Origin of the sequence: Blastochloris tepida (genome assembly GCF_003966715.1) — a bacterium.
GTDB classification, from domain to species: Bacteria; Pseudomonadota; Alphaproteobacteria; order Rhizobiales; family Xanthobacteraceae; genus Blastochloris; species Blastochloris tepida.
Genome location: NZ_AP018907.1, coordinates 1228143 through 1247426, shown reverse-complemented (window position 1 = coordinate 1247426; position 19284 = coordinate 1228143). Strand labels below are relative to the sequence as shown.

Here is a 19284-nt window from a genome sequence, read left to right as displayed (position 1 = left end):
GGCGATGACCAATACACTTACCCGCATCCGCCAACTTGCCGCCGCCGGCGACGTGCTCATATCAGCCCATGGCTATGACGAACTCGCAGCCGATGACATTCTGGTTGCCGACGTCCTGGCTGGGCTTGAGACCGCGGTGGTTGTCGAGGACTATCCTGAGGCAGCGCGAGGCCCCACGGTTCTCGTTCGGCAGATGGATTCGAACCACCTGCCCGTGCACGTGGTTTGGGGTCTCCCGCAACCGACCTTGCGGCCGGCGGTGCTGGCAACCGCGTATCGACCGGCCCCAGCCAAGTGGCTGGACGATTTCACATGGCGCAGACGATGAGCCGACATAGCGTCAAGATCATCCATGAGGGCGGCTTCGGCGCCGAGGTTCCGGTTGAATTGATCGAGGACGAGGGTGGCTGGGCGCCTTATCTCTCGGTTGAGGACGCGCGCAAGCTCGATACCGTCCGCCTTGCCCTCAAGCGTGGCGACATCGCCGCCGCCGCTTCGTATGGCCGGGTGTTCGAGCTCAAGCGCGTGGCGGGGTGATTGCGACCCGGCAGCCGTGATGGGTTGGTCCCATGACGACTCTCGAAGACATTGAGCGCGCCATCGAGAGGCTGCGGCCCGAGCAACCGACGCGGCTGCGCGCTTGGTTCGAGGCGTTCGAGGCCGCGCGCTTCGAAGCCCGGACTGCCCAGGACGCTGCGACCGGCAGGCTCGATGCCCTCGCCGACAAAGCGCTCCCCGAGTTCTGAGCGCAGCCGCCGCGCCCGCTTCATTGACTTTGCGGCAGGCGGGTGAATACTTGCGGCCTCGCTGAAGCCCTTCCGCGAGTCCGCGCAAGCCAGCCAGCCGCCCTGCGGCGCGCCCGCCAGCATCCGTCAGAACTTCGATATCGCGACGTCAACCCCGGTGCATCGACATCGGTGTCCGGCCGTTGGCCGGCATGGCGTGCGGACCTGCGAACAGGGATCGAGCGATGCCGCAAGCGCCTGCGCCTGTTTCCGTCAAGCCGTCCGCCGCCGCGGTGGCGGCGAAGTCGCGCAAGCGCGAGCGCGAGGCGGCCAAGGTGGCGATGATCGCCACCCTGGGGGTGGCCACCCTCACCGGCCTCATGCTGATGCGCCACCACGGCTGGAACAAGTCGGCGGTCAAGTCGACCCATGTGGCGACCGGGCTGGCGCTCGTCGGCGCCTCGTGGTGGCATTACACGCTCTATGGCCGCCGCGGGCGGTAAGGTGAATTGCGGCCGGGCGGGCCGGAATATCGCATTCCGCTTGCCGAGGATCGCGGTTTCGGCCGAAGATTTTCGCCAAGGCCCGGCCACGGTCACGCGGTGATCGACCGGATCTTTTGCAGTGGTTCGATGTCCCATCTTCGTCCGATCGTCCGCTCCGGTGGCCAGACCGGGGTCGACCGCGCCGCGCTCGATGCCGCGCTGGCATGCGGCCTCACCTATGAGGGCTGGTGCCCGCGCGGCGGCTGGGCCGAGGATCTGCCGGCGCCGCCGGGCCTGCTCGCGCTCTACCCGCGCCTCAAGGAGACGCCGGGCGACGACCCCGACCAGCGCACCGAGTGGAACGTGCGCGACAGCGACCTCACCTTCCTGCTGGTGCCGGGGGCAGCGTGCGCCTCGCCGGGCACCGAGCTGACGGCGAGCTTCGCGCGCGCCCTCAAGAAGCCGCTGTTCGGCTTCGCGGTGGACAGCGACACCTCGGTCAAGGCCATGGCGGCGGTGTGCAAGACCATGCGCGGCCACGTCCGCCTGAACATCGCCGGCCCGCGCGAGAGCGAGCACCCGGGCATCTACCGCACCACCCGCGACCTGCTCGCCCGGCTGTTCCTCATCCTGGCGTGAGGGGGACGGTGTGCGCCGCCGCGGTCGTCCCCGGCGAGCATCGCGAAGCGATGCTCGGGAAGGGGACCCATTTTGCCCTGCGTGGTGCCGTCCCGCCTGTGGTCAGAATAGGTTCCCTTCCCTCGCGTGGCTTCGCCACGCTCGCCGGGAACGACGGCGGGACGGTTGTTCCTGCGCGCCGATATGGCCGTCTTCGTAGGGCGCAAGAGCGTCAGCGTATTGCGCAGGGGCGGCGGAGGCTGACTTCGGGGCGGCGGGATACGCTTCGCTATTCCGCCCTACGCTTGCTACATTTTATAGTTTATCAAACACCGACCCCATTCGGGGACTAAACAGTCGATCATATGTTTTTAGTAAATAACCATCTGTCATTCCCGCAACATAATCGCAGATAACCCTTAGGCCGTCGCTCGATAAATGAAAAGATTTCAATGTATCTCGGGGCAATAGGCGCTCGGGATCTGATTGGATGGCTTCAAAGACCGATACAACCATCATCTGGCCTTTTAACTCAAGATGCTGAACGCTTGCGCTCGTAATAACATCTTCAATAACGAGTTGTTTCAGATGCTCTAGAAACTTACGCGGCCCAGGTTGCATTGACGCATGGAAGCGCAGCAGGGACTCTTCAAATTCGGTTTTTTCTTCAATGGTGACTGCGTTAATGAAATGGTGTACCAGCCTGTTTATATAGTGCTTCCGTTCCTTGCTGTCACCGAACAATTTTGAGACAAAGATGTCATATACATTGTTCTTGGTTTCCGATTGATATCGCGCCTTTAGAGATGTTAAGAAAGACTCACACGCCTCTTCTGGCACAAGCTCACGAAATCTTTTCTCGCTTATAAGACAGAGCGCTATTGCGTCTTCTAGATCATGCACTCCATATGCTATATCGTCTGCAATATCCATTATGCTGCAATCAAATGATTTGTGTATTGTTTTGTGGTGTTTATCGGGAATATTTTTTACTGCCTTAAACCGGTAGCGATCCTCATTTTTTAGAGGCTCAAGTAACCAATCTACGACATCTTCTTCACAATCTAGATAGCATTTTGGTGGCTTTGATTTATTTCTATCGATAATTTTGATAGCAGTTGTTCCTGATTTCAGGCATGGATTTATAGTATTATTATAAACTATAGAATAAGGTGCGGGGTATTTTAATACCCCAAGGAGCGCCCTCCTTGTTAAATTAGCACCAGAACTAGCTGAAAAATTCTCAAACCGTGTTAAAATTCGCAAAGTTTGGCCATTCCCTTCAAAGCCGCCGTTCTCCCGCATGCAGTAATTTAACGCGACTTCTCCACCATGACCGAACGGTGGGTGACCGAGATCATGAATGCATCCAATTGCGTGAATCATACTGCGGTCGGGAAAGAATTTTGATGCCGGATGTTCCGCGAAATTTTTTTTGAAATGAGCAGCGATTCCACCAGATATTTGCGCCACTTCTAAGGAATGTGTAAGGCGAGTCCTGTAGAAATCACTATCTCCAAGGTTCAGAATCTGTGTCTTTCCTTGAAGGCGACGAAATGATGCTGAGTGTATCACCCTTGCGTAATCTACATCCCCAGCAGTGCGCGCATCATCACTCTGAGGCGTCCAATTCTCTTTTCTAGCGAACCAGGACATTGATTGGTCGGGACTTGCGTGTTTCATGGTGCAAAATTTTTGGTCTCGATATCCGACTCCGAAGGAGTTGCCCGAATTTGGCGCAATAAAAAGGGGTTTCCACAAGTAGTAAAAAATCTTAAGTTGATAGTTGTCCTCACACTTCCCCCCCCCCCGCCCTTGCCGCCTCCGTTCCCCTCCTGTACCCGTTGAGCCATGGGAAAACGGATTCTGCCGCCGTCGGGGGATGGCGAGGGGGCGGGCGGCAATATCGAGCCGATCGACCTCAAGAGCGCGCTCGAGGAGCGCTACCTCGCCTATGCGCTCTCCACCATCATGCACCGCGCGCTGCCCGACGCGCGCGACGGCCTGAAGCCGGTCCACCGCCGCGTGCTCTATGCCATGCGGGCGCTGCGGCTCGACCCGGGCGCGGCGTTCAAGAAGAGCGCCCGCGTGGTCGGCGACGTCATCGGCAAGTTCCACCCGCACGGCGACCAGTCGGTCTATGACGCGCTGGTGCGCCTCGCCCAGGATTTCGCCCAGCGCTACCCGCTGGTCGACGGACAAGGCAATTTCGGCAATGTCGACGGCGATAGCGCCGCCGCCATGCGTTACACCGAGGCGCGCCTAACCGAGACCGCGCGCCTCTTGCTCGACGGGCTCGACGACGACACCGTCGATTTCCGCCCCACCTATGACGGCTCGGAATCCGAGCCGGTGGTGCTGCCGGCCGCTGTGCCGCATCTCCTCGCCAACGGCTCGGCCGGCATCGCAGTCGGCATGGCGACCTCGATCCCACCGCACAACATGGCCGAGCTGCTCGATGCCGCGGCGCATCTGATCGACAACCCGCAGGCGACGACGCTCGACCTGCTCAAGATCGTCAAGGGTCCGGATTTCCCCACCGGCGGCATCATCGTCTATGACAAGGCCGCGATCCGCGAGGCCTATGAGACCGGCCGTGGCGGCTTCCGCGTCCGCGCCAGATGGGAAACCGAGGAGGGCGCGCGCGGCGCCTGGACCGTCATCGTCACCGAGATTCCCTATCAGGTGGCCAAATCGCGCCTGATCGAGAAGATCGCCGAGCTGCTGGAAGCCAAGAAGCTGCCGCTGCTGGCCGACGTGCGCGACGAGTCGACCGAGGACATCCGCATCGTTCTCGAGCCCAAGAGCCGCAATGTCGAGCCGTCGCTGCTGATGGAAAGCCTGTTCAAGCTCACCGAGCTTGAAAGCCGCTTCCCGCTCAACATGAACGTGCTGGTCGGCGGCCAGGTGCCGAAGGTGGTGGGCCTCGCCGACCTGCTGCGCGAATGGCTCGACCATCGCCGCGTCGTGCTCACCCGCCGCTCGCAGCACCGCCTTGCTGAGATCGCGCACCGGCTGGAAGTGCTGGGCGGCTATCTTGTCGCCTATCTCAACATCGACAAGGTGATCCGGATCATCCGCAATCACGATGATCCCAAGGCCGAGCTGATCAGAGTCTTCAAGCTCACCGACGTGCAGGCCACCGCCATTCTCGACATGCGGCTGCGCAGTCTGCGCAAGCTGGAGGAGATCGAGATCAAGCGCGAGCACGACGCGCTGACCCAGGAGAAGGCGAGCCTCGAGCGCCTCTTGAACTCCGAGACGCTGCAGTGGCGCGCGATCTCGGGCGAGATCGCCAAGGTGCGCGAGAGCTACGATCCCAAATCGAAGCTCGGCCGGCGCCGCACCGTGTTCGGCACCGCGCCCGAGCATGACGAGGAGGCGGTGCAGGAGGCGCTGGTCGAGCGCGAGCCGATCACCGTCATCCTGTCGGAGAAGGGCTGGATCCGCGCGCTGAAAGGTCACCAGGAGGACGTCTCGGGCCTCACCTTCAAGACCGACGACCGGCTGAAGCTCGCCTTCTACGCCGAGACCACGTCGAAGATCATGGTGTTCGCCACCAATGGCCGGTTCTACACGCTGGATGCCGCCAAGCTGCCCGGCGGGCGCGGCCATGGCGAGCCGATCCGCCTGTTCCTCGACATGGAGCAGGCCGACGACGTGGTCGATGCCTTCATCCATGAGGGCGGGCGCAAGCTCTTGGTGGCGAGCCGCGAGGCCAAGGGCTTCGTGGTGGCCGAGGACGACTGCCTCGCCACCACCCGCAAGGGCAAGCAGGTGCTGGTCGTCGATGCGCCGGACGAGGCGCGGCTGGTGAAGCCGGTCGAGGGCGACCACGTCGCCACCATCGGCGACAACCGGCGCCTCCTGGTATTCCCGCTCAACCAGGTACCGGAGATGCCGCGCGGCAAGGGCGTGCGGCTGCAGCGTTTCCGCGATGGTGGCCTCGCCGATGCCAAATGCTTCGCGCTCGAGGACGGCCTGTCCTGGACCGATTCGGCCGAGCGCAATTTCACGGTCGACAAGCGCGACCTGCGCGAATGGATCGGCACCCGCTCCGATTCCGGCCGCCTGCCCCCGAAGGGCTTCCCGAAGTCGAACAAGTTCGAGTGATGCGGTTTCCGGCCCACAGGCCGGCCTTCCTCTTCCCTCTCCCCTTGCGGGAGAGGGTGGCGAGACCGAGTATGACGAGGTTGAGCCGGGTGAGGGGTATCTTCACAAGCTGGCTCGATATCACCCCTCACCCGCCTCGCGATCTGACGATCGCTCGCCACCCTCTCCCGCAAGAGCTACGGCGTTCACGGATTTGAATCGCCTGGGCCGAGAGAGATCGAGCCGAAACGCGATCTCTTTCGGCGTGACTTGCGCCTGCGGCGTCTGGCACAAGCCCGCCGCCGTCATGGCCGGGCTTGTCCCGGCCATCCACGTCTTTGTTTTCAAATAGGTTTTCAAGACGTGGATGCCCGCGACAAGCGCGGGCATGACGAGTCACGTCTTGCGGCCTTCGGCATCACGACAACTGCCTCGGCTCGATGCCGCCACCATCGCGTTCCTGGTCGAGCCGGGGCGCGTGCTGATCCTGCGCGTGCTGTTCCGCGGCCGCGATCCGGGCGCGTCCCGGTTCCGCTGACCGGTTCCCCGCCTCTCTTCGCACCTGCACCCGGTTTCGACTGCCGGCCGCTCGCAATTGTTTGAACAGGCGGCGGCGCGGACAGTCCGCACCCTCGCCACCTTTGCCGATAATTAACGTGGCTGGGCCGAACAACCGGGTTACACATTGTGCCGGCGGTTGTTGCACACGGCCTGTTGTGTCCCCACGTGCCATGTCGGGACACAACATGCCGGGCACCCGCCAATTTTATTTGTCGCCGGTCGGCACGGCGTCGGCGCCCCAACGGAACCGGAACGGACATGCCGCGCACGCGCTCCTTCTCGATCGCCACCCTCATTGTGCTCGCCGGGCTCGGCTGGTGGTTCTGGCCCACTCTCAGGCCGATCGCGGCGCAGGTGCCGGGCCTGTCCGCCCTCATCCCCAGCCAGAGTGCCGCCCCGCGCGCCCCCGCCCGCGCCGCCGTGCCGGTGGTCACCGAGAAGGTGGAGCGGCGCACCATGCCGGTGACGCTGGACGCCGTCGGCACCGTGCAGCCGGTCGCCTCCATCGCCATCCGCCCGCGCATCGACAGCGAGATCACCGAGGTTCATGTCGCCGAGGGCGCGGTGGTGAAGGCCGGCGACCTGCTGTTCACGCTCGACGACCGCGCGCTGCAGGCCCAGCTTTCCCAGGTCGAGGCCCAGATCGAAAAGGACACGGCCCAGCTTGAGCAGGCCAAGCGCGACCTCGACCGTGCCGAGGATCTGCTGCGCCGCAAGATCGCCACCCAGGTGCAGCGCGATGTCGCCGCCACCCTGGTCCGCGTCAACGAGGCCCAGCTCGCCGCCGGCCGCGCCCAGCGCGACAGCCTCGTCACCTCGCTCAGCTTCACCCGCATCCGCGCCCCCCTGGCCGGCCGCATCGGGTCGATCACCGCCAAGGCCGGCACCGTGATTCGTGCCGCCGATTCCGGCGTCATCGCCACCATCAACCAGTTCGACCCGATCTATGTCGCCTTCTCGATTCCGCAGTCGGCGCTGGCGCCGCTGCGCCGGGCGATGGCCGAAGGTCCGGTGGCGGTGGAGGCCAAGACGCCCGCGGGGCCGGTGCGCGGCACCGTCGCCTTCGTCGAGAACGCCGTCGATCTCGCCACCGGCACGGTGGGGGTGAAGGCGTCGATGCCCAATGCCGAGGAGCGGCTGTGGCCGGGCGCCTTCGTCACGGTGACGGTCATCCTGGGCGAGGAGCCCGGTGCCACCGTGGTGCCCTCGGCCGCGGTGCAGATCGGCCAGAACGGGCCGTTCGTGTTCGTGATCAAGGACGACACCGCGCAGCTGCGCCGCATCGCAGTGACACGCACGCAGAGCAATTTCACCGTGGTCGCCTCCGGCCTCGAAATCGGCGAGGACGTGGTGACCGACGGCCAGCTTCGGCTGGTGAACGGCGCTGCCGTGTCGCGCGATCCCGCCCGCGCCCGCCGCCCTGCCCCGGCGCTGGCCAACGGAAGCTGACCGATGCTGTCCGCGCTCTGCATCCGCCGCCCGGTGATGACTATCCTGCTGATGGTCTCCTTCGTGGTGGCCGGCCTGTTCGCCTACCGTCAGCTTCCGGTGGCGGCGGTGCCGCGCGTCGACTTCCCCACCATCCAGGTGTCGGCGCAGCTTCCGGGCGCCAGCCCCGAGACCATGGCGGCCTCGGTCGCCTCGATCCTGGAGCGCCAGTTCTCGACGATCGCCGGCGTCACCTCGATGGCCTCGACCTCGACGCTGGGCCAGACCTCGATCGTCCTGCAGTTCGATCTCTCCCGGAACATCGACGGCGCGGCGCTCGACGTGCAGTCGGCGATCTCGACCGCCCAGCGGCGGCTGCCCGCCGACATGACGACGCCGCCGAGCTTCCGAAAAGTGAACCCGGCCGATCAGCCGGTTCTGTTCCTGGCGCTGTCGTCCGATCAGGCGCGGCTGTCGGACATCGACGCCTTCGCCCAGTCGGCCATCGTCCCCAGGCTCTCCACCCTCCCCGGCGTCGCCCAGGTGATGATCTTCGGCAGCCAGAAATATGCCGTCCGGGTGCGCGCCGATCTCGACCAGCTTGCCGCCCGCGGCCTGAGCCTCGCCGAGATCCAGACGGCGCTGGCCAACGCCAATTCCTCGACGCCGGTCGGCTCGGTCAATCAGGGCAGCCGCAACATCATCCTGGACGCCACCGGACCGCTGATGCGCGCTGCCGACTACATGCCGGTGGTGGTGGCCTGGCAGAACGGCGCGCCGGTGCGGGTGGAGGACATCGGGGTCGCCGTCGACTCGATCGAGAACGACAAGATCGCGAGCTGGTTCAACGGCCAGCGCGGCATCGTGCTGGCCGTGCAGCGCCAGCCCGACGCCAACACCGTCGAGGTGGTGGACCGCATCCAGGCCCTGCTGCCGAGCATCCGCGCCGGGCTGCCGGCCGGCGTCAATATCGACGTGATGATGGATCGCTCCAAGCCGATCCGCCATGCCATCGAGGATGTCGAGATCACCCTCGGCATCGCCATCGTGCTGGTGATCATCGTCATCTACTTCTTCCTGCGCAGCGCCCGGGCGACGCTGATCCCGGCCATCGCGCTGCCGATCTCGCTGATCGGCACCTTCGCCGGCATGTACCTGCTCGGCCATTCGATCAACAACATCTCGCTGCTGGCGCTGACATTGTCGGTGGGCTTCGTGGTCGACGACGCCATCGTCATGCTCGAAAACATCATGCGCCACGTCGAGAAGGGCGAGAAGCCCTACGAGGCGGCGCTGAAGGGCTCGCGCGAGGTCGGCTTCACCATCATCTCGATGACGGTGTCGCTGGTGGCGGTGTTCATCCCCGTGCTGTTCATGGGCGGGGTGGTCGGGCGCATGTTCAACGAGTTCGGCCTCGTCATCTCGATGTCGATCATCATCTCCGGCATCGTGTCGCTGACGCTGACGCCGATGCTGTGCTCGCGCCTGCTCAGGCCGCAGATCGAGGAGCCCAAGCCCAATGTCCTGCTGCGGGGCTTCGAGCGCGGCTTCGATGCCATGGCCGCCGCCTATGCGTGGTCGCTGCAGAAGGTGCTCGCCCATCAGCGGGTGATGCTGGCGATCACGCTCGCCACCTTCGCGCTCACCTTCCAGCTCTACCGCGACATCCCCAAGGGCTTCTTCCCCAGCGAGGACAACGGCCTGATCTTCGGCTCGACGGTGGGGCCGGACGATGCCTCGTTCGAGGCCATGGTGGCGCGCCAGAAGGTGGTGGCCGAGATCATCGCCAAGGATCCCGACGTTGTCTCGGTGATGTCCACCGTCGGCTCCGGCCCCGGCGCCAACACCCAGAATGCGGGGCGCCTGTTCATCGGCCTGCGCGACCGGCCCGAACGCACCGCCGACATGCAGCAGGTGATCAGCCGCCTGCGGCGCGCGGCGGCCGAGGTGCCGGGCATCAATGCCTTCTTCCAGCCGGTGCAGTCGATCTCGGTCGGCGCGGTGTCCTCGCGCAGCCAGTACCAGTACACGCTGCAATCGACCGACCTCGCCGCGCTGCGCACCTACGCGCCGCAGATCGAAAGCCGCATGCGGCGGATCCCCGGCCTGCTCGACATCAATTCCGACCTGCAGATCACCGCGCGCGCCGGCTATATCGACATCGATCGCGACCTCGCCGCCCGCCTCGGCCTCAATGTCGAACAGATCCGCAGCCTGTTCTATTCGGCCTACGGCTCGCGGCAGGTGTCGACCATCTACGCCCCCGACGACACCTATCAGGTGATCCTGGAGGCCGATCCCAAATTCACCACCGACCCGGCCGAGCTGCTGCGCCGCCTCACCGTGCGCACCGCCACCGGCGCGGTGATCCCGCTCGACACGGTGGCGCGGCTGGAGCAGCAGCCGACCACGCTCACCGTGCAGCATCTGGCGCAGCTGCCGGCGGTGACCATCTCGTTCAACCTCGCACCCGGCGTCTCGCTCGGCGAGGCGGTGTCGCGCATCGAGCAGGCGACGCGCGAGATCGGCATGCCGGCGACGATCTCGACCAGCTTCCAGGGCACGGCGCAGCTGTTCCAGGACGCGCTGGCCAATCAGGGCCTGCTGCTGTTCGCCGCGGTCATCGTCATCTACATCGTGCTCGGCATCCTCTACGAGAGCTTCATCCACCCGCTGACCATCCTGTCGGGCCTGCCGACCGCCGGCATCGGCGCGCTGATCGCGCTCTCGTTCGCCGGCATGGATCTTTCCGTCATCGCGATGATCGGCCTCGTGATGCTGATCGGCATCGTCAAGAAGAACGCCATCATGATGGTGGACTTCGCCAATGCCCGCCAGCAGGCCGGCGCCACGGCCGAGGCCGCGATCGTCGAGGCGGCGGCGCTGCGCTTCCGGCCGATCATGATGACGACGTTCGCCGCCGTGTTCGGCACGCTGCCGATCGCGCTCGGCGTCGGCGCCGGCGCCGAGCTGCGCCAGCCGCTCGGCATCGCCGTGGTCGGCGGCCTGTGCCTGTCGCAGCTTCTCACGCTCTACATCACGCCGGTGGTGTTCCTGGCGTTCGACCGGCTGTTCCAGCGCCGCAAGCGCGAGCCGCTGCACCCGGCCGAGGCTACTCCGCGCCGTATTGCCGCGGAGTGAGAGCGGTGCCGTCCGCCGGGTCGAACACGTCGGCGGCGGCCTCAAGCACGTCGGCGAAGTGCTCGAACAGCGCGCCCTTCGACCGCACGATCAGGCTGAGCCGGACCGGCGGCAAATCGGGAAAGCCGTCGGCGGCACCGAGCACCACATGGTCCGGGGCAATGGCGCTGCGCGGCAGAATGCCGACGCCGAGACCGGCCGAAATCGCGCCCAGAACATTCTCGTCACAGGCGCTGACATAGGCGAAATAGGCCGTGCGCCCAGCGCGGCCCAATGCATCGAGCGCCGCGGTACGATAGGCGCAGCCCTCCGGAAACACCACCAGCGGCACCTCGGCCAGGGCGTCCGCGGCAATCTGCGACCGGCTCACCCAGTGCAGTGTCTCGATCCGCAGAACCCGCTCGCCCGGAAGGCGGGCGGCGGCGGCTTGCGGCGCCGTGGTCCTCAGGATGCCTAGGTCGAGCCGGCCGCTGTCGAGCAGCCGGGCGATCTTCGACGACAATGTCGAGGTGATCTCAACCCTCAGGCCGCGATTGACGCTGAGGCAGCGCGAGATCGCGCCGTGGATATCGGCGACGCGGAAATCATCCGGCACTCCGAGCGCGATGCGGCCGGCCAATTCCGGCCGCTGCACAGCCGCCACCGCCTCCGACAGCCGCGCCAGGACGTCTTGCGCCGCCGGCAGGAAACGCTCCCCCGCGGCGGTGAGGCCGCCGACATGGCCCTGACGCCGCTCCAGCAGCCGGCAATCGAGGATGTCCTCCAGCTTGCGGATGCTCTGGGTGATGGCGGACTGGCTGCGGTGCAGGGTCAAGCTGGCGCGCTGGAACCCGCCGTCCTCGGCGACCCCGACGAAGGCGCGAAGCTGTTCCAGCGTCACCGGCCGGACGTCCCGCTGCGCCGCCAGAGGGGCGTCCAGCTTGCCGGTGTTGCGTGAGGCCACAGTGCGCAGGGCCATGCCGGGCTCCCCTTGTCATTGCATTATCAATCTACCTTATTATGAAGCAGCAATAATTCATTTTCCAGACAGCCGGCGCCTTGGGACGATGCCGCAAAGGTGCATCGCATGACCTAGCCGCAGTTCTACGCCGTCGCCGTCCTGTTCAGCCTGATCTGGAGTTCCGCCTTCGTCGCCGGAAAGGTGGCGATGGTCGAACTCGATCCCTTCACGGTGCTGGCCGGCCGGTTCTGCCTCAGCGCCGCGTTGATGCTGCCGCTGTTCGGTGGCAGGGCGCCGCGCTGCTTGACCGTCAAACGGTCCGCTGGGGCGTCCTGCTCGGCCTTCTCAACAACGCGGTGTATCTCGGGCTGACCTTCTCGGCGCTGCGGACCCTGCGACCGGAAATTGTTGTGGTGATAGTGAGTTGCACGCCGTTCCTGACCACGCTGTTCGCCGCCCTCGCCGGGCTGGAGCGGATCGAGATCGCCAGGCTGGCGGGGATTATGCTCGGCTTCACCGGCGTGGTGGTGATGTGCGGCGTGGCCTCGCCGGGCAGCGCGCCGCCCGATCCGCTTGGCTTGGCGCTGGCCGCCTGCGGAACCCTAGCCTTCGCCGCCGGCACGGTGCTGTTTCGCGGGCGGGCTCACGGGCTGGCCATCCTGCCGGTCAACTTCTGGCAGTCGGTCACCGGCGCCGTGGTGCTGGCGCCGGTGGCGCTGGCGTGGGGCGGCCCATGGCCGGTCCCGGCGATGCCAACCGTGCTGGCCCTGCTTTATCTGGCGGCGGTGGCAACGATCGGCGGCATGGCGCTGTGGCTGCTGCTGATCCGGAGCCGCGGCGCCGCCAAGGCCTCGGCCTGCCATCTGCTCAACCCGGTCTCCGGCGTGGTGCTGTCACACTTGGTGCTGGGCACGGCGTTGCGGCCGACCGATTTCGCCGGAGCGGCGATCATTGCACTCGGCCTCGCCCTGACTCTCAGGCCGAGCCGGACCCCTTCGGTCCGCCCGGCCGGGGCACCGGCGAAATGAGATCTTGTCATGCCAACGGCCCCAGACGCTGACGCGTGGGGCCGTCGACTCTCGCGGATTTTCTTTGGGAAACCAGAGATTTCGCGAAAATCTGCAATCGGAATCAACGGTCGGCTGCCGCCACCGTTGGTGTCATACCTCGGCGTCCTTCACCGCCCCTTCCGCCGGCTCCCAGCCCTCGGGGCCGAGCCGCTGCTGCGGCAGGAAGCGGCGCTTGTAGTCCATCTTGCGCGAGCCCTCGACCCAATAGCCGAGATAGACGTAGGGCAGACCCAGCGCGCGCGCCTTGGCGATGTGGTCGAGGATGATGAAGCTGCCGAGCGAACGGCTGGTCTCGGTCGGGTCGTAGAAGGAATAGACCATCGACAGGCCGTCCGAGAGCACGTCAGTGAGGCACACGCCGAGCAGGCGGCCGGTGCCGCGGCCGTGGATGGCGGTGTCCGGGCCGCGTCGGCGATATTCGATCAGCCGCGTGCGAACGTGGCTGTCCTCGATCATCATGGCGTAGTCGAGCACGCTCATGTCGGCCATGCCGCCATTGGCGTGGCGGGCGTCGAGATAGGTGCGGAACAGCGAATACTGCTCGGCCGTCGGCACCGACGCCCGCACGTCGCCGATCACGTCCTCGTTGCGCCGGCTGATGCGCCGCTGGCTCGCCGAGGGCACGAACCCCTCCACCACCACCCGCACCGACACGCAGGCCCGGCAATGCTCGCAGGCCGGCCGGTAGGCGATGGATTGCGAGCGGCGGAACCCGCCATGCGTCAGCATGTCGTTGAGCGCGGCCGCGCGCTCGCCGACGAGGTGGGTGAAGACCTTGCGCTCCTCCTTGCCGGGCAGATACGGGCAGGCGGTGGGCGCCGTGAGATAGAACTGCGGGGTGTCGCGGGGCTGCTGAGTCACGGCGTTACCGATTTGGAGCGTCTTCCGCAGAAATGATCACCGATCTTATACCAACGGCCGCGAAAGCGGACCGTTGGTTCCGATCGCGGATTTTCGCGAAATCTCTGATTTCCCGAAAGAAAATCCGCGAGAGGCGACGGCCCCACGCGTCAGCGTCTGGGGCCGTCGGTATCAAGAGAGAAATCGCCAAAACCAGGAACTTGGAACAAGAACCAGGAACTTGGAATCAGGAACCTGAAACGCCCAACCGTGCACCCGGCCGCCGTCTGCGGCAACGCCGCAGGATGCCGCTGCCCAGCGTAGCCCGATAGCATGCCCGAGCGCCCGGCCAGGTCAACAGGCGCCCGGCAAGGTCAAACGGTTCGTGGGGGGACAAGGCGCGTGGTCTCGCCGGGACAGCGCGTCCGCCCAAACGTCGCGGATGGTCGGCGGCGCGGGGTCGTCAGCGTCGCGGCACCCCTACTCCGCCGCAAGCGGCAGGGCACCCGCGGCGAGATGCCGGGAAGCGGAAAGCACCTCCAGGGCGACGATGCGGCCGTTCTCGTCGAAATCCAGCACCACACCCGGCGCGACTTCCTCCGACTCCACCACCTTCGCCTCGGCGAAGCGCACATAGAGCGCATCGGTGTCCTTGTCGTAGAGCGTCTTCATCGGCGTCGGTCCCGGTCGAAAAAAGCGGTCACCACCCTCAGCGTGTCGTCGGTCCGCCCGTATACCACCCGCAGCACCCGCCCGTCGCGCTCCGGAATGGCCTTGAAGGCGCGGCGCAGTGTCGGTTCGTCGGGATCGGGTTCGTCCTGATCCGGAGAGGCCAGGGTGCGCTTGACCCACTCGAATTTAAGTCCACGTTCGCGCATCACGTCTTCGGCGTGGCGGGTGTAGACAATATGGATCACGCCAGACCTTTTCTCAGTGCCGCCGCCGATCCCACCGAGATCACTGGACTATTCTCACGGCTCCAAGTGAGCCATTTTCTCCTTCGCAGCAGTAGAATCCACTTATGCGGGAAAGGTCATCATCCTGGAAGAATTGGCGACCCCGGCAGGGCTCGAACCTGCGACCCACAGCTTAGAAGGCACCAACAAGCTATTGATCTTGTTGGTATAGATTTCTGAAGCAGCTCCGTTCACTACTTCGTTTCACCGCCAAACTCTGAAGGGGGTTTCGCGGTGATGATCTCGCCGAAAAACGAAAACCCCGCGGCCGGTGGCACGGCGCGCGGGGCAAATTCGAAGCTGACCACAAGGCTTGGGTCAAGCAGCATTTATATTCCAACTTCCCGCTGCTCGCAAGGGATGGCGCGCTCGCAGATCCCCGGCGCTCGCCCGGCCAACTGATCGGAGCGAGCAATGGCAGACGATCATCGGCGGCCGCCCGCGGCCGGCGGACGCTCGCGCGTCCAATCCTCAAAACAAAGCTCCCAGGCCGAACAGAGCGACGGAAGCAACGTCGTCACGCTCGACGAGAGACGGAGTAGGCCTTCGCCACTGATGCGGCAGGCCGCTCTAAAAGAATTTGCTGGACATATCGCACGAATAAAATCTGAAACAGATTATACATCTCAGCCTACCGAATATAGGCCAGATTATATAAATAAACGTAATACAAAAACGAATAGAAAGAGAAATTCAGCAAAAGCTCATAATAAAATTGGCAATACAGCGGAAAAATTCCAAAAATGTAACATCCGGAAAAAATGCCGACGAATTCCTCCGTGCAAGGGTCGCTGCGTCATGCGGCCGCGTCGCGACGGGGGTCCGCAATGATAGGCGAGCGAAGCAGGAGAGGCCCGAAAGGTATTCGCGCGCGATTCAAAGACGCGGTTGCCGACACTGTCCGCGACGCACGCCTTCCCGATCCTTCTCCGACTGAAGCCCGCGAAGGTGTCCTTCCAGGACAGTGGGCTGGTGCGCCGGTGGATCAACTCCCGCCGGGATGTCTGGTGGCGCCACTCGGGGTGAACGGCCAAACCTCGTTCTTTGTGGACACGCTGGGTCAAGTTCTTGGCTTCAACGCACTGGAGCAGAAGGGATTAATCCGTCTTTTCCGCCTGACACCGAACTATCTTGAGTGGGCGTGGCCGAGGTGGGGCGAGCCGCGTGTTGGCAAGGATGGCACACCACGACCGCCCCGTATCAAAGGCTTCGACGCGGTTAAGGCGATCCAGTGCCTCGAGAAGGCGGCTGGGCAGAAGGGTCCGTTTGACCCGGCCGATAAGGTCCGGGGCCGCGGGGCGTGGAACGACGACGCGGGCCATCTCCTGTGGCACTCCGGAGACGCGATTTGGCGTGTCAAGCGCGGCAAACTGGAACATGCCCCTCCGGGGGAACAAGGCCGCTGGTTCTATCCGCGGCGGCCGACCGTGATGGCACCCTGGCAAGAGCCGGTGTCGATCGAGGACAGCCCAGCCCGAGACATGTTCCACATGCTGAACACCTGGTCGTTCGAGCGTGGCCCGGTGGATGCCGTGATCGCCATAGGCGGGATCGGCACAATGCTGATCGGGGGCGCGCTACGCCAGCGTCCGCACATCGCCGCGATGGGTGACTTTGGCGTTGGTAAGACCGAGCTGAATGCCTTCATCAAGGCCGTCGTCGGTGATGCTCTCCTTGACTGCGCGAACGCAACCGAGGCCGGCATCCGGCAGCGGATGGACTTCGACACGCTGCCGGTGGCGATCGACGAGTTCGAGGCCAGCGAACACGGCGATAACCGCCGGGTCGGCGCCATCATCGACCTGATGCGTGCCTCCTATTCCGGTGGCCGGGTACTGCGCGGCGGCGCTGATCACCAAGGCGTCGAGTTCCAAGCACGCTCCGCATTCTTCGCCTCGGGGATCAACCTGCCGCCGATGACGCCGGCCGACCGCTCCAGGTTCTCCATCCTGAACCTCGGTGCCTTGGACGCTTCCAAGACCGGCAAGCGGCCGATCGTTCAGGAAGGCGACGGCCGTATGCTGTTGCGACAACTGATGGACGCCTGGCCGCAGTTTCCGGGCGTGCTCGCCGACTGGGAAAACGCGATCAAGTGCGCCGGACTGTCGGGCCGTGTCCAGAACACCTACGGCACCCTGTTCGCAGTGGCGCAACTGCTGCTGGGCCCCGAACTCATCGAGGAGGCCGGATTGCCGGTCACCGATCTGCAGCGCCTCGGCGAGACAATCGCTTCCATAACGATTACCGAGCGTGCTGCGCAGGTCGAGAACTGGCGAGCGTGCTTGGAGCACCTGCTGCAGGTGCCGATCGATAGCTGGCGCAGCGGCGAGAAGCCGAGCGTCGGACGGGTGATCGAAGATCTCGAGCGGGGCGATCTTGAGCTTAAATATGCCCGCGAGCGGCTTGCTGCGGCGGGGCTGGGCATTCGCGACCTGTCAGGTGTCGACTACGAGGCGATCTGGCAGCTGCTGCCGGAGCCGCGCCCCGAGCGACCGGCGCGATCCCACCCGGCGCCTTGGTACCTGCTCGCGGTGCCAGTCCAAAAGAGCGCGGCCTTGGCTCCGCTGTTCGCCGGAACGAAGTGGTCGCATGGCGGATGGGTCGCCGCGCTCCAGCAAGGGCCCAAGCACATCATCCGCCGCGACGCAGGCGTGAAGCGTCTGGTGAAGATCAATCGGGTGGCGACGCAGTGCGTCCTCGTCGACCTCGCCGCCTACGACGCCACCGCAGAAGGGTGAACACGGCCGCTCGTTGCGGCCGCATAGTGGCGCTTCAGCGCCGGGGAGGCCACCCCCCCGGCCCCGACCCATGATGAACTGGATTGACCGCGCGGCTCGACGAAGTATCATCAAGCAAAGAAGAAGGCAGCCCGCGCGGTAAACCTCGGTAAGGGCCGGTAAAGCCAAATTTTACCGCTGTATCTAGAGATTTCAATAACTTAGAGCTTGGTAAAGTCGGTAAAGCCGAAAGCGGCTTCACACATATGTGCGCGCACGCGTGTGTGGAGATGGTGCTTTACCCGTTTACTCGTTTACCGATCTATCTAAGAGATTGATAATTATAGAGAAAACCCGGTAAAGACGCGGTAAAATATACCGTTGCCGCTTTACCTGGCGCCGCAATTTCGCCGGGCAAATATCCGGATCGGCAATTAAATATGGCCTTCTGGCCCCGTTGAGAGCCACACACATGCGGTTCTCCGCCGGAGCGTGCCTCGCCGCGGCCGTTGGGTGCCAGCGGCGGCCAGATCAGCGGCGCCTGGCAGCGCAACCGCGACCTCGCCAGATCACCGCCCGCCCCTTCCTGCCTCTCGGTCCCGCGCGGACCATTGCCGTCCGACCGGGGTTCGGGGGTGGCGTTGGCTGTACAGAAATCCCCCATCGTTCAGTGCACGTTGGGCCATTGATAGCGCATGGGTTTCTGCGGCGCTTCATCGTGTACAGAAACCACTTGTTTTTTGTACACGGCTGCACAACCATCTCGGCAGCAACGGAGGGGTGGATGCGGGTCGCGGTCTATCTTCGCGTCAGCACCAATGGGCAGACGGTCGAGAACCAGCGGCTCGACCTGGTTGCCGCTGGCGACCGACATGGGTGGCAGATCGCCGCCGAGTTCGTGGACGAGGGCGTGAGCGGCGCCAGGGGCCGCGACGAACGGCCCGCTATGCGGGAGCTGATGCGGGCAGTTGGCCGGCGCGAGGTCGACATGATCGCCGCCTGGGACGTCTCACGGCTTGGCCGGTCTCTGGCCGACCTCCTCGGCTTCCTCGGCGAGCTGCACGCCAAGGGCGTCGGGCTCTACCTGCATCAGCAGGGGCTCGACACCACCACACCGACGGGCCGGGCGATGTTCCAGATGATGGGCGTCTTCGCCGAGTTCGAACGCGCGATGATCCGCGAGCGCGTCAATACCGGCCTCGCCCGCGCACGCGCCGAGGGCAAGGCGCTCGGGCGGCCGCGCATCGATCCCGAGGTCGAGCGGCAGATCGCGGCGGCGCTGCGGAAAGGTGGACGCGGCATCCGCAAGGTGGCGGCTGACCTGGGTGTTGGGGTCGGCACGGTGCAGCGAGTGAGGGACGCCATGACCAGTGCAGGCGCCGCCGGGTGAAGCGGGTATCGAGCCTCGGCCGCTGCGGCGGCGATCAGCGGCTGACCCACCCCCCGGCCTTCGCGCACGACCAGGCGCGCGAGCGACCCCCGAAAAATCGCCTGCCACCTCCCCCCCAGGGAACCCGGTTCGCACACACACCGGCCTTCCGGTGCTTGCTTGACTGCCTCGCTCCAAAAATATCTCGCGGTCGGCCCGGGGTTCGGGGTTCGGGCTTACATCCATCGAACGTCGCCAAAAGGCAGGGCTGTGCACTTTCCAACACGGCTTGCGCTTAAGCGCGCCCGGTAGCCGGTACAATGCCTGCAAGGCAGAAATCTC

The 19284-nt window shown here is 64.7% G+C and carries 19 protein-coding genes; 13 read left to right on the top strand and 6 right to left on the bottom strand.

Annotation, left to right across the window (positions count from 1 at the left end):
* Positions 1 to 4: 4 nt before the first annotated feature.
* The 5 genes from BLTE_RS05815 to BLTE_RS05800 all read left to right on the top strand — a co-directional run bounded on the left by BLTE_RS05815 (position 5) and on the right by BLTE_RS05800 (position 1849).
* Positions 5 to 328 (top strand): DUF4258 domain-containing protein, encoded by a 324-nt coding sequence (locus BLTE_RS05815; protein ID WP_126398396.1) that lies wholly within the window; start codon positions 5 to 7, stop codon positions 326 to 328.
* Positions 325 to 537, top strand: a complete 213-nt coding sequence (locus tag BLTE_RS05810) for a hypothetical protein (protein ID WP_126402080.1) — start codon at positions 325 to 327, stop codon at positions 535 to 537. Before BLTE_RS05815 ends, BLTE_RS05810 begins: the two co-directional genes overlap by 4 nt.
* Before the next feature lie 32 nt (positions 538 to 569).
* The gene (locus tag BLTE_RS18250; RefSeq protein ID WP_165439193.1) at positions 570 to 746 is read left to right on the top strand and encodes a hypothetical protein; all 177 of its coding nucleotides are present in this window, start codon (positions 570 to 572) and stop codon (positions 744 to 746) included.
* 224 nt (positions 747 to 970) lie between these two features.
* Positions 971 to 1228 carry a hypothetical protein gene (locus BLTE_RS05805; protein ID WP_126398394.1) on the top strand — a complete coding sequence of 86 codons (258 nt, stop codon included), beginning with the start codon at positions 971 to 973 and terminating at the stop codon, positions 1226 to 1228.
* A 129-nt stretch (positions 1229 to 1357) separates the two neighbouring features.
* Positions 1358 to 1849: a YpsA SLOG family protein gene (locus tag BLTE_RS05800; RefSeq protein WP_126398392.1), complete on the top strand. Its 492-nt coding sequence runs from the start codon at positions 1358 to 1360 to the stop codon at positions 1847 to 1849.
* Positions 1850 to 2143: 294 nt separating this feature from the next.
* Here the strand turns inward: BLTE_RS05800 and BLTE_RS05795 are convergent, their stop codons facing one another.
* Positions 2144 to 3484, bottom strand: coding sequence for an anti-phage deoxyguanosine triphosphatase (locus tag BLTE_RS05795; protein WP_126398390.1), 1341 nt, complete (start codon positions 3482 to 3484; stop codon positions 2144 to 2146).
* Positions 3485 to 3679: 195 nt separating this feature from the next.
* Here BLTE_RS05795 and parC point away from each other — a divergent pair, with 195 nt between their 5' ends.
* Positions 3680 to 5941 (top strand): DNA topoisomerase IV subunit A, encoded by a 2262-nt coding sequence (parC, locus tag BLTE_RS05790; protein ID WP_126398387.1) that lies wholly within the window; start codon positions 3680 to 3682, stop codon positions 5939 to 5941.
* Between the two features lie 120 nt (positions 5942 to 6061).
* On the opposite strand, the gene BLTE_RS18225 is transcribed toward parC, so the two are convergent.
* Positions 6062 to 6310, bottom strand: coding sequence for a hypothetical protein (locus BLTE_RS18225; protein WP_162499887.1), 249 nt, complete (start codon positions 6308 to 6310; stop codon positions 6062 to 6064).
* Here BLTE_RS18225 and BLTE_RS18015 point away from each other — a divergent pair.
* From BLTE_RS18015 to BLTE_RS05780, 3 genes are all read left to right on the top strand, one after another.
* A complete protein-coding gene (locus BLTE_RS18015; protein ID WP_160140534.1) occupies positions 6309 to 6458 on the top strand; it encodes a hypothetical protein in 150 nt (49 codons plus the stop codon). The two genes, BLTE_RS18225 and BLTE_RS18015, sit on opposite strands and share 2 nt — an antisense overlap.
* A 281-nt stretch (positions 6459 to 6739) precedes the next feature.
* Complete coding sequence (locus BLTE_RS05785) at positions 6740 to 7930, top strand: efflux RND transporter periplasmic adaptor subunit (protein ID WP_126398385.1); 1191 nt, start codon at positions 6740 to 6742, stop codon at positions 7928 to 7930.
* Between the two features lie 3 nt (positions 7931 to 7933).
* A complete protein-coding gene (locus BLTE_RS05780) occupies positions 7934 to 11050 on the top strand; it encodes an efflux RND transporter permease subunit (RefSeq protein WP_126398383.1) in 3117 nt (1038 codons plus the stop codon).
* Here BLTE_RS05780 and BLTE_RS05775 read toward each other — a convergent pair.
* Entirely contained in the window at positions 11022 to 12008 is a 987-nt protein-coding gene (locus tag BLTE_RS05775) for a LysR family transcriptional regulator (protein WP_126398381.1), read from the bottom strand. The two genes, BLTE_RS05780 and BLTE_RS05775, sit on opposite strands and share 29 nt — an antisense overlap.
* A 189-nt stretch (positions 12009 to 12197) precedes the next feature.
* On the opposite strand from BLTE_RS05775, the gene BLTE_RS18810 reads away from it, so the two are divergent.
* Both BLTE_RS18810 and BLTE_RS05770 read left to right on the top strand, forming a co-directional pair.
* On the top strand, positions 12198 to 12362 hold the full coding sequence (locus BLTE_RS18810; RefSeq protein ID WP_244600259.1) for a hypothetical protein: 165 nt from the start codon (positions 12198 to 12200) through the stop codon (positions 12360 to 12362).
* Complete coding sequence (locus BLTE_RS05770) at positions 12347 to 13018, top strand: DMT family transporter (RefSeq protein ID WP_483189277.1); 672 nt, start codon at positions 12347 to 12349, stop codon at positions 13016 to 13018. Before BLTE_RS18810 ends, BLTE_RS05770 begins: the two co-directional genes overlap by 16 nt.
* A 132-nt stretch (positions 13019 to 13150) precedes the next feature.
* Here the strand turns inward: BLTE_RS05770 and BLTE_RS05765 are convergent, their stop codons facing one another.
* The 3 genes from BLTE_RS05765 to BLTE_RS05755 form a co-directional block, all read right to left on the bottom strand.
* Entirely contained in the window at positions 13151 to 13921 is a 771-nt protein-coding gene (locus BLTE_RS05765) for an arginyltransferase (protein ID WP_126398379.1), read from the bottom strand.
* 459 nt (positions 13922 to 14380) lie between these two features.
* Positions 14381 to 14572 (bottom strand): DUF2283 domain-containing protein, encoded by a 192-nt coding sequence (locus tag BLTE_RS05760; RefSeq protein ID WP_126398377.1) that lies wholly within the window; start codon positions 14570 to 14572, stop codon positions 14381 to 14383.
* The gene (locus tag BLTE_RS05755) at positions 14569 to 14817 is read right to left on the bottom strand and encodes a DUF4258 domain-containing protein (RefSeq protein WP_244600134.1); all 249 of its coding nucleotides are present in this window, start codon (positions 14815 to 14817) and stop codon (positions 14569 to 14571) included. The genes BLTE_RS05760 and BLTE_RS05755 overlap by 4 nt, the downstream gene beginning before the upstream one ends.
* 1061 nt (positions 14818 to 15878) lie before the next feature.
* On the opposite strand from BLTE_RS05755, the gene BLTE_RS05750 reads away from it, so the two are divergent.
* Positions 15879 to 17594 (top strand): hypothetical protein, encoded by a 1716-nt coding sequence (locus BLTE_RS05750; RefSeq protein WP_126398375.1) that lies wholly within the window; start codon positions 15879 to 15881, stop codon positions 17592 to 17594.
* Positions 17595 to 18357: 763 nt separating this feature from the next.
* Complete coding sequence (locus tag BLTE_RS05745; protein WP_126398373.1) at positions 18358 to 18963, top strand: recombinase family protein; 606 nt, start codon at positions 18358 to 18360, stop codon at positions 18961 to 18963.
* Positions 18964 to 19284 lie beyond the last annotated feature (321 nt).